Source organism: Psychrobacter sp. C 20.9, assembly GCF_001921765.1.
Taxonomy (GTDB): Bacteria; Pseudomonadota; Gammaproteobacteria; order Pseudomonadales; family Moraxellaceae; genus Psychrobacter; species Psychrobacter piscatorii_B.
The window spans coordinates 322,346-332,967 of sequence record NZ_MRYC01000001.1 but is presented as its reverse complement, the minus strand read 5'-3'; the positions used below and the strand labels follow the sequence as shown (position 1 = coordinate 332,967).

Genomic DNA, 10,622 nt, shown 5'->3' with positions numbered 1-10,622 from the left:
TGGATGGAAAACGACTTATCCAAATTGTTTTATGATATTTGTCCTAACCATAACAATTTTATTTTGAACTGACTATATAGTCATATTTGTCAATATTTAGTGCGAGAATATTTTTTCTAATATTCTTTAAAAGTGTAGGAATTCTAACAATTGGATATTGTGAAAAGTAATAATAACTGCCATTCTGAGGTGCAAAATTATCTTCTCGCTTTGAATCAGAAAGCTTGAAACTATATGATTTCATAATCAATGAAATAACTTGCTCATCCGTTATGAGACCAAACCCATACCTCTTAGCATACTCGAAAACTAATCTTAAAGATGAATGAGTACCTCGTTCTATCAAGTGAGTGAAGTTAGCAGAGGTATTAATCAAGCTGTTATCATGGAGTAACATCAAAGAATCAAATCGAGCAGAATAATACCAATCGTCATCGTAAGTTATTGAGAACAAGTCGTTGGCTAACTCTTCAATAAAATCAGCATCTTGTAGTGCTTCAAGTACAGTTGTTAAGAAATGAAAGTTACCTTCTTTATTGCTTAGTATGTCTTTATATTTTTTAAGCAGTGAACGGCTAACCAGCCCTCCGGCTTTCGTTTTTTTCCAATAGCTGTTTTTACGAAACCAAGGGTTTTCTATAGTTAGCTTTTCTAAAGCATCGAATAATAAAATGCTGTCGGTATCTGAAAAATAGTTAGTATCGCCATATTCTATCAGCCCGTAAGGGTCAGTTTTGATTACAATTTCAGATAAATTAGGGTTAAAGGTTGGCAACCAAGCAAAAATACCTCTCAACGAAGCAATAACACCATTATCTACCACTAAGTGAGAAAGAATATGACGTTTAACGATAGTGCTAGACATTGCTTTTGCTAGCCACTTAGCACCCAGATATTCTGCAATGCTTCTATGCCATGGCTTAAATAAGTCATCTTCTACTGACTGAAACAACCTTGACTGTATGGTTGCTTTTAATGTTTCACTATTTGTAAGGTCAGTTAAAGAGTATATGTTTATTGAATGATCAGGTGTAGTGGAGGTCATGCCCTTATAAATAAATTGTTTCCCTGCTAATAGATAAGTAGCAAAGAATAAACCTGCACACTCAATAACTTGTTCTTGATACATTCGTCCAAGTGCATTCTGTGCTTTTGGGTTTATCTCTTGCCATAGTTTTTCAGTTGCTAAATTAAATAATTTAGCTTTCGTTTTAGGTATAGGATGAACTGAAAAGTCAATTTCTGCTAGTAATGCGAGATTTCTTGGGTTTTCATAAAAAGAGGATAGGCTGTTTTCGTCTAATTGACTGATAAGCTGAGAGATTTGTTGTGTAGATAAACCTCGAGATAATAAGAACTGTTGAGCATCTTCTCTAGATAGATTTGTTAGGTTGGTAGTCAATATACCTTTGTAGTCATTCTGAATTTCGTTATTGTTACTACTATTCCATTCAATACTCCGACAAGTTAATACAAATTTTGGATAGCCTAGCTTGGCAAGTTTGTTCAAAACACTATCAATACCACTGTTATCACTAGTAGAAGGTATCTCATCAAAAGCATCAATTAACAAAATTTCATCAGACTGAATGTTGAGCCTTTCGATTGATTTTTGAACTAACGCTGAAGCACTTAAAAATCTTGTTCTTATAGTACCTGACTCAGCTAGTTTTTCCATTAATAGAGTTTTACCCATACCTGCATCAGCAAGAATGACAACAGGTTTAGATTGGGCTATATCTAATAGTTGTGAGTCCTCTACAGTTATAGTTTCGAATGTCCCTTCATCATTCTTAGTCTCGTATTCGAGCTTTCTATCAATGTAGCTTTGCATTTTTTATTGTCTATAGGTATTAGATTATCCTTAATCTATCATCAATATTTGTGCATTAGCAACTTAAGTCTAATCCTACTTTTTCGGTTATTCACTTAAATTAATGTTTGAAATGGAAATAACTCAAAACCGAGTCTTCAAAACAAAAAAAGAGCCAATCATCCAAGCCACCAAAAAGATGACTGAGAAAATTGACTCATTCTTATAATTTTGCTTTTTAACTTTTACGATTAATTCAACTGCAACGATCCTTAGTGAAGGCTAGGGTAATTTTGCTTGGGTTTGATTCACTATTATCAAATAACGTACCGACAAAATCCGTCGTGTTAGCCATATTATTCCCCTTATCAGACTATATTTAGTTGAGTCGAATGTCATACTCACTCATATCCTAATATTTATTATATGTATTTATATAATGAGTTGTTATGAAATAGTAGCTATAAGGTTACGTGGCTGTGATGTGCTTTGAATCAACGCTCAGTAAGAGTCGTTTTAAGCCAAGCAGTTTTAAGTTAAGCGGTTTGGTTGTCATTCTGTTGGTGGCCATGGACGATCAGCGTCACTCTTTATCCATTCGGCGACATAGCCAGTTGGCGGTAGGTCCCAGTCAGACTTGCCCAATGCGGCCAGTACTTGTGCCGTGTCAATCACCCGCCCGCCTTTGGTCACGCCTGTACGCAGTAGTCCAGATGAGCAGGGCTTGCCCTTGACCCACATGGATTGTTCAATATAGAGCCAGCGCGCATCGATACCGACGATTTTGGTTTTTAGCGTGACTTTGTCAAACGCACGAATACGCTTGCGATATTGGATGGTACTGCCAGCGATGACCAAACCCCACCGCTGTTTGATCAGCTGCGTGCCAAGTCCGCTACGCACCGCAAAGTCCATACGTCCCAAATCATACAGCGTGAATACGCGACCGTTATTCATCTCCAAGAAATTATCGATATCCGTCAGGCGACAGCGAAACTGAATCTCGCTGGTCTCTTTTAGAGTTAGGGTATCGCCCTTTTTTACTTTTAAGGCGGCATGAGCGATGGTGCTGGCATAACGGATAAATGGGTACATAAAGTCGTCTCGAAGGTTTAAAGGATAGCATTAAAAGTCGTTAGATTAGGAGCTATTGTCAGGGTTACTTAGACCTATTTTTTACGTGACTCGACCCCAATCCAATTGAAGTAAGCACTCACCGTTTCGGGTATCCAGTTGATATCAAATTTTGAAGACTTGCCATTAGCATTGTTTTTGGCTTGACCTTTATCTGAGCGATAACGCAAATAACCGATATGTCCACCGTGCTCAGTATCTAAGATAGTGACGCTATCAGAGACATCGTTTGGTGTCGCGGTAAAGCCAATAAACGGATCGTCCTTTGCACTGATGAGTAATAAAGGCTTGGTCACTTTGATCAAATAGGGAAGGGCGGACGAGGCTTGATAGTAGTGGTTGTTAGAGCGGTAGCCATGACGCGGCGCGGTAAAGATATCATCAAAATCACTGATACGATTGACCGCTTTGATCGAGTCGATCTCCTCTTGAGTAATGTCATTGGCTAAGGCTTTTTTGATAATTGGGTTGAGCAAATAAGGCGTATAAATACGATGACTTAAAAAGCTATGCATACTAAGCGCTGCTGATGACATATCGACTGGCGCAGAGATAACTACGGCACCTTTACAAAGAACCTTGTCTTCGTATTCGCCCATATATTTTGCCAGTGCATTGCCACCTAAAGAGACACCGACCGCATACATATTGGCGTATTTTTCGCTTAGGTTTTGCAGCATGTAGTGCACTTCGCCCGTATCACCTGCATTATAAAACACCCGTCCACTAGCTGGAATACCACCACAACTGCGGAAATGGGCGACCACAAAGTGCCAGCCTTGCGCGTGCATCTGATAAGCCAAGGCGCGCGCGTAATGGCTGTCGCTGCTGCCTTCCATACCATGGAATAAGACAATCAAAGGTGTCTGCTCAAGCGCGCCGTTTTTCGATGCGTCTATTGGATGCGCATCATAAAAATCGTAAGCAATATCGCTTTCATCCAAAGAGTCTTTTTCGACTTCGCGGCGATAGGTTGGTGCTTTTGGCGCAAAGAACTTGGGCAAGATGCTCTGCAAGTGTGGATTGGTCAGCCAAAAGGGCGGCTTAAAGGGCGTTGGAGAAAAAGGTTTGGTTGAGGTTGACATATTTTGGTCTTATTTAATGATCGTGGAAAAGCAAAAAGTAGCGTGGTGAGGTTTTTTATCATAACGCCAGTATCTGTAAAAACCAATGATTTTCAGTGGACGCATGATTACTGAAAATGGCTGACAAGCTAATAAATGGCGACTGAATACAACTATAGTGAAACTATTATAAAAATGGTATAGCAAGATTAAACGCTATTTTTCGCAGCCTCTGGAGACGCAGTCACAGCAAGCAAGAAAAGTAGCGTTTAATCGAGCGCGTTTCCTATGCTGTATCAATTTTATTGAGGTTCTACTATATCTAAGCGGCTAATGAGAAAGGTTAATCAGGTTTTTTAGACTTCTGGCTGATTCAATACCCGCCCATCCATCGCAAGTCGCTCTTTTAAGCTGTCAATATCTGCCTCAGCCAATGTCGCAGTCAAGGTGACTTGTTTGCTATAGGTGACATCATCGATGTGACCGCCCAAGCTCTCTATCATATAGCGGCATTGTGCCTCGGTCGCAAACTCTGCCAATATTTGAATCTGTGTCATGGGTACATAAGGGTTCAATGTCATCTCATCGACCGCGGCTTGGGCCGCGCCTGCATAAGCGCGCGTCAGACCGCCAGCACCTAGCTTGATACCACCGAAATACCGCACGACGACGATGATCACGTTGCCGATGGACTTGTGTTGCAAGACATTTAATATTGGTCTGCCTGCGGTGCCGCTTGGCTCGCCATCGTCGTCAAAACCAGCACTGGTCGTATTGTCAGGGTCACCAATGATGTAGCCCCAGCAAAAATGCCGTGCATCTGGATATTGTTCGCGTAGTTGTTCCACGTGAAACATGGCCTCTTCACGCGAGATCACCGGATACGCGTAAGCAATAAACTCAGATTTCTTAATTTCTAGGCGCGCGATGACGGCGCGTTTTAGCGTTTGATAGCTCATATTTCATCAGGCTTAGGTTGGATATGGTAAACTTAGCTAACTGTCACTGTCGTCCGTATTTGGCACAGTGTTCATTTCATTTTTCATTATAGTACCATTTCTAACCATCGAAGATAACGAGGCGCTCATGGCTGAGTGCTGGCGTCGTTAGTTTCTGATTTAGGGCTGGTATCATAAAACCGATGGTAGTAAATAGTATGCGTTTAGATAAATTCATTAGTAAAGCCACAGAGCTGTCGCGTAAAGAATCAAAAAAGATCATGCACGCCGGCGAAATCACTGTAAACGATCAAGTGGTCAAAGACCCAGGGCTACATGTCGATGTCATCAACGATGAGGTGATGTGGGCAGGCGAGCCGCTGTCAGTTGCGACAGGCAATCGCTATATCTTGCTGTACAAACCTGAAGGCTTTGAGTGTACGCTAAAAGCCAAAGAACACCCAATTGTCACTGAGCTGATTGCCGTACCAGAACTGGGCAGCTTGCGTATCGCTGGCCGTCTCGATGTCGACACCACCGGCGCGCTACTCATGAGTGATGATGGCGGCTGGCTACACCGTGTCACCAGTCCTAAACATGAACATGCGAAAGTCTATGAGCTGACTCTAGCATCGCCGATGGATAGCGATGCCCAAGAAAAAGCCGTGAAAAAAGTCGCTGAAGGCATCTTATTAGAAGGCGACTATGAGCCGACCAAACCTGCTACGCTTGAGTTCATCGATGAGACACACGCCCGTCTGACACTAGAGCAGGGCAAATACCATCAAGTCAAACGCATGATGGGTTACTTTGGCAATCGAGTGACCGAGCTACATCGCGCGAGTATCGGTCATATCAATCTAGACGGCCTCGAAAAAGGTGACAGTCGTTTCTTAACCCCAGAAGAAGTGGCCAAGTTTTAGTCTCTGACCTCTTTAGTATGTGCATCCATACTACTGTTTAAATCATCGTTTTAAATTCATCAGCAGCCGCGATATCGTGTGCTGCTTTTTGCTGTCTGCTGATTTGCCTTCGTATCTATTATCTGTTTGTTCTACCATCTACCGGTGTTGCCGATCTCTTAAAGCTGGGTAGCCATTTTGCAAAATTGCGCCGCTAATCATTTGTGTAAACCTTGCTTATGATACAGTCTGTCTGATATCTCAATCTATTTTTTTTACATAATATTATGATGATCAATCAAGATGGATATTATGAAGTAAAAAATTTATAAATCATTAACGAGGACTGCTTTTGTGAAACTATCTGCCTTTAATTCGGTAAGCCTGATTAGCCTTGTGCTACTCGCAACCACGGCTTGTGCTCAGTCAAACTCAGCGGATGCGACGCCCACCCAATTGAATCAAAAAAATCAAAGCACGCAGACGAGCAAAGCGGTAAGTGCAACGGTCGATAAACGCTTGCGCCAAGTGCTGACCCAAGCCGGTATCAAAACGCAGATTACCTCCATTGCGCCGTCCAAATTACCCAATATGTATCAGGTAAACTTGGCTGAACAGCCGCCATTGCACATCACCGAAGACGGTCGCTATATCATCCAAGGTGAGTTAAAAAAGAATCCAAGCAAGCGGGTAGTGACCAAAACACCAGTACGCAGTACGAGTGCGCAGGTAGGCAAGCCTGTCAGTGCAGCAGTCAAATCGGCGCTGCTCAAAAATACGCGTGCGCTCAAAAACATGAGCACCAAAACGCCGTTCTTTTATACGGCTGTACCCGGCGTGATTTGGGGCGCAACGCTAGAAGGGGTGCCTTTCTTATTATCGGACGATGCGCAGTACATCACTGACGGTGAGATATCAGTGATCGAAAACGGTCAGTTTATCGGACTCGATGAGAAGTTTGAACGACGCAAAAATCAATCGGTGTTTGCGACATTGGATGAAAGCCAGCTGATTACTTATCCAGCGACCAGTCCTGAGAGGGCGGTGATCTATGTGGCTGATGACGTCAACTGCCCGTATTGCCGTCGATTTCATCAGCAAATATCCATGCTCAATGCCAAAGGTGTGACGGTAAAAATCATTGGCTATCCGATATACGAGCAGTCCCCTGAGCAAATGCGCGGTATCTGGTGCCAAGATAGCGAGAGCAGTCGTCGTCAGGCATTTGATAAGGCGATGCTACAAGGAGAGATGACACCTGCATCAGCGAGCTGTAACGTCGACCACGTGACGCCCAATCGCGAAAAAGCCGCTGGACTGGCAGTGATAGCAACGCCTGCCATTTACCGTGAAGACGGCGTACTATATCAAGCAAGCTTCGAGAGTCCTGAGTTTTTAGAATTTTTAGGTATCGAATAATCACATTGGTGTCGTTCACATTTTAGTGAATAAAGGTTTTAAATCACGCCACAAAAAACCGCTTTATGAGCTGATTCATAAAGCGGTTTTTATCGTTTGACTCATCAAAATGTTGAATATCAAAAGCGGTCTCAATTCGTCTATGGCAAGACAATATCGACGATCTTCCACTTAATCAAGCCTTGGCGCTGCATCTCTATCGTGAGCGGATAGCCTTTGACTTGACCGCTGATAGCAAAGCAATTGATACCGCAGTAACTCAGTGCTGGCTTATCGCTATCGTTGCCTTGAGCGGCTTGTTGCTCAAGCTCCGCGGCTTGTTTTTTCATGACTTGCTGGATTTGGCTCTTGACCACAGCATCGACATCGCCGCGCTGCATGATCAAGCTTTGAATGAGGTTTCTGAGATCGACCTGATCGCTTGCGATGGCCCATGCCGCCGCCAGCTCTTTGGTTGCTGTATTGGCTTGACCCTGAGTGTTAATGACCTTTTCGATATTTTGCGGCGTGATGGCATCATCGACGGCCTTTGTGATAAAGCCATCGGCTGCTTGGGTTAATGCGTCTCCGCCCAGCTCAGCAATCAGTGGGTACTTTGTCATGGTCGTCGCAAATTGATCAGTCAGCTGATGTTGGATGCTTGGACGCACTTGCTCGTAATCAATGGTCGCTGCGATAGCGGCACCGTCTTTGGCATCATAAGCATTTTTGAGCTGATAAGCACTGTAGTAAGGGGAGCCTGCATAGATTGCTACGGCAATCACGATTAATAAAACAATCAGCTTTTTCATAAGACGGGGAACCTTGTCGCAAACGTCATGGGTATAAATGACCGTAGATATGGCGATAAATACTAGCACGACTCGTCATTATTCAGGTATGAAAAGCTTTGTAGTAATCTTAATAAATCGTGTATATCGCAACCTAACTGCCCTAACTAAGAATTTCATGACTTAAGCGCTTGATAAATCAGCAGACCATCTCCATAAATAGCGCAAACTTTTTATAATTAATTTGGCTAAGTAGCCCCCACCGTATTTGTTCGTTACATGCACATATTATCATCCTGTGACATTGTGGTTTGCCATGTTTCACATGAAACGTTGCTGTGTGATTGTGTATGAGATGAAGGCCGTTAATGGTAAAAGCTGATCAAAGCTAATGAACTGACGAGCTGGTGGTGCTACGAAGACGATAGGAGAAACCATGAGTAAACGCGATTTTTATGAAGTATTAGGTGTCAGCAAGACCGCTGACAGCAAGGAGATTAAGCGAGCTTACCGCAAGCTTGCCATGAAATATCATCCAGATCGCAACTCTGATGACCCTGATTCTGAAGACAAATTCAAAGAAGCCTCAATGGCTTATGAAGTACTGAGCGATGAAGAAAAGCGCTCAGCGTATGACCGCATGGGTCATGCTGCCTTTGAAAACGGCATGGGTGGCGGTGCAGGCGGCGGCAATTTCCAAGACATCTTTGGCGATATTTTTGGTAACTTTGGTGATATCTTTGGCCAATCACGTGGCGGCGGTGGTGGACGCTCGCGTCGCGGCTCTGACTTGCGTTATGTGATCGAGCTGACATTAGAAGAAGCAGTACGCGGCTGCAAAAAAGAAATCAGCTTCACCGCGCCAGCGCCATGTGATACCTGTGATGGTAAAGGTGCCAAAGATGCCTCTGATGTCGTGACCTGTCAGATGTGTCATGGTCAGGGTCAAGTGCGCATGCAGCAAGGTTTCTTTGCCGTGCAGCAGACTTGTCCGCAGTGTGGCGGCTCTGGTAAGCAAATCAAAAACCCTTGCCCTGACTGTCATGGTAATGGCGTCAAAGACAAATCACGCACGCTAGAAGTATCTATCCCAGCGGGCGTCGATGATGGTGATCGCGTCCGTCTGGCAGGTGAAGGCGAAGCTGGCGCCGCAGGCGTACAGAACGGCGACTTGTATGTTGAAGTACGTGTCAAACCGCACAACGTCTTTACTCGTCAAGGCGCGGACCTCTATATGGATGTGCCAGTCAGTATCACGGATGCCGCACTTGGTAAAGAAGTTGAAATCCCAACCTTGGATGGTAAAGTAAAAATCAAAGTCGCAGAAGGGACGCAAAGTGGCAAATTGCTGCGTGTACGCGGCAAAGGCGTGACGCCAGTACGCACCACGATGAAAGGCGACTTGATCTGCCGTGTGGTCATCGAAACCCCTGTCAATCTGACTCGTGAGCAAAAAGATCTATTGCGTCAGTTCCAAGATACACTGGATGATGACAGTAAACATCAGCAGTCGCCACATAAAAAATCCTTCTTTAAAAAGATTGGCGATTTGTTTGACTGATTATTTAACTAAGACAGACTGTTGCTAGATAGCTATACTGAAAGTAAGCCCAAAGGTTTCACATGAAACCTTTGGGCTTTTTCTTGTGCTGATAAAAAACCACTCTGGTAGTGATATTTGTTAAACTGACGATAAATGATATCCAAAAATAACCCACCAAATATAAAGTATGTAAGGTAGCGATATGAGTCAACAAACAACAGAACAAACCATCAAAGTTGGTGTCATCGGTGCAGGTGGTCGTATGGGTCGTATGCTTATCGAAGCGGTACAAAATAATCCTAAGACGATCCTGAATGCAGCGATTGAGCGCCAAGGATCTAGTCTCGTCGGCGCAGATGCAGGCGAGGTGGCGGCTATCGGACGTTTAGAGGTGCAAATCGTTGACGAGCTAGAGGCTGTAATTAATGACATCGATGTGTTGATTGATTTTAGTTTGCCTGATGCGACTGAAAAAAACATGCAAGTTTGTGCCGAGCATAATGTCGCGATGGTCATTGGCACGACAGGATTTAATGAGGCGCAAGAGCAGGTATTGGCAAAAGCCAGTGAAAAAATCGCTATCGTCTACGCAGGTAACTATTCAACCGGCGTTAACCTGTCATTGAAACTACTTGGTATGGCAGCCAAAGCATTTGGTAACGATGCTGACGTAGAGATCATCGAAGCACACCATAAGCACAAGATTGATGCGCCATCTGGGACAGCCTATATGATGGCAGAAGCCGTCGCAGAGGCGCGCGGACAGAATCTAAAAGACGTCGCTATCTATGGCCGCGAAGGACAAACAGGCGAGCGCGAATCAGGCACGATTGGTATTCATGCCGTACGCGGTGGAGAGATCGTCGGCGATCATACGGTGATGTTCATCGCAGATGGTGAGGTGGTCGAGATCACCCATCGCGCACGAGAGCGCATGACCTTTGCCGCAGGTGCTGTACGTGCCGCAACTTGGGTAATTGAGCAGGGCGCTGGGCAATATAATATGCAACATGTATTGGGGTTGAATGATTAGAGCGCA

At 43.9% G+C, this 10,622-nt stretch carries 9 protein-coding genes; 4 read left to right on the top strand and 5 right to left on the bottom strand.

Going from position 1 to position 10,622, the window contains the following annotated elements:
• Positions 1-58: 58 nt before the first annotated feature.
• From BTW00_RS01475 to BTW00_RS01455, 4 genes are all read right to left on the bottom strand, one after another.
• The gene (locus tag BTW00_RS01475; RefSeq protein ID WP_075105893.1) at positions 59-1,834 is read right to left on the bottom strand and encodes a hypothetical protein; all 1,776 of its coding nucleotides are present in this window, start codon (positions 1,832-1,834) and stop codon (positions 59-61) included.
• Between the two features lie 531 nt (positions 1,835-2,365).
• On the bottom strand, positions 2,366-2,908 hold the full coding sequence (locus BTW00_RS01465; protein ID WP_075105892.1) for an acyl-CoA thioesterase: 543 nt from the start codon (positions 2,906-2,908) through the stop codon (positions 2,366-2,368).
• A gap of 74 nt (positions 2,909-2,982) precedes the next feature.
• Positions 2,983-4,032, bottom strand: a complete 1,050-nt coding sequence (locus BTW00_RS01460) for a YheT family hydrolase (protein ID WP_075105891.1) — start codon at positions 4,030-4,032, stop codon at positions 2,983-2,985.
• A 335-nt stretch (positions 4,033-4,367) separates the two neighbouring features.
• Positions 4,368-4,970: a YigZ family protein gene (locus BTW00_RS01455; RefSeq protein ID WP_075105890.1), complete on the bottom strand. Its 603-nt coding sequence runs from the start codon at positions 4,968-4,970 to the stop codon at positions 4,368-4,370.
• Positions 4,971-5,167: 197 nt separating this feature from the next.
• On the opposite strand from BTW00_RS01455, the gene BTW00_RS01450 reads away from it, so the two are divergent.
• Positions 5,168-5,872 (top strand): pseudouridine synthase, encoded by a 705-nt coding sequence (locus BTW00_RS01450; protein WP_075105889.1) that lies wholly within the window; start codon positions 5,168-5,170, stop codon positions 5,870-5,872.
• A 333-nt stretch (positions 5,873-6,205) separates the two neighbouring features.
• Positions 6,206-7,270, top strand: coding sequence for a disulfide isomerase DsbC N-terminal domain-containing protein (locus BTW00_RS01445; RefSeq protein WP_075105888.1), 1,065 nt, complete (start codon positions 6,206-6,208; stop codon positions 7,268-7,270).
• A gap of 140 nt (positions 7,271-7,410) precedes the next feature.
• On the opposite strand, the gene BTW00_RS01440 is transcribed toward BTW00_RS01445, so the two are convergent.
• Positions 7,411-8,061 carry a DUF2939 domain-containing protein gene (locus BTW00_RS01440; RefSeq protein ID WP_075105887.1) on the bottom strand — a complete coding sequence of 217 codons (651 nt, stop codon included), beginning with the start codon at positions 8,059-8,061 and terminating at the stop codon, positions 7,411-7,413.
• Between the two features lie 415 nt (positions 8,062-8,476).
• On the opposite strand from BTW00_RS01440, the gene dnaJ reads away from it, so the two are divergent.
• The gene (dnaJ, locus tag BTW00_RS01435; RefSeq protein ID WP_058024731.1) at positions 8,477-9,601 is read left to right on the top strand and encodes a molecular chaperone DnaJ; all 1,125 of its coding nucleotides are present in this window, start codon (positions 8,477-8,479) and stop codon (positions 9,599-9,601) included.
• A gap of 184 nt (positions 9,602-9,785) precedes the next feature.
• Positions 9,786-10,616, top strand: a complete 831-nt coding sequence (dapB, locus tag BTW00_RS01430) for a 4-hydroxy-tetrahydrodipicolinate reductase (protein WP_075105886.1) — start codon at positions 9,786-9,788, stop codon at positions 10,614-10,616.
• The last annotated feature ends 6 nt before the right edge of the window (positions 10,617-10,622 follow it).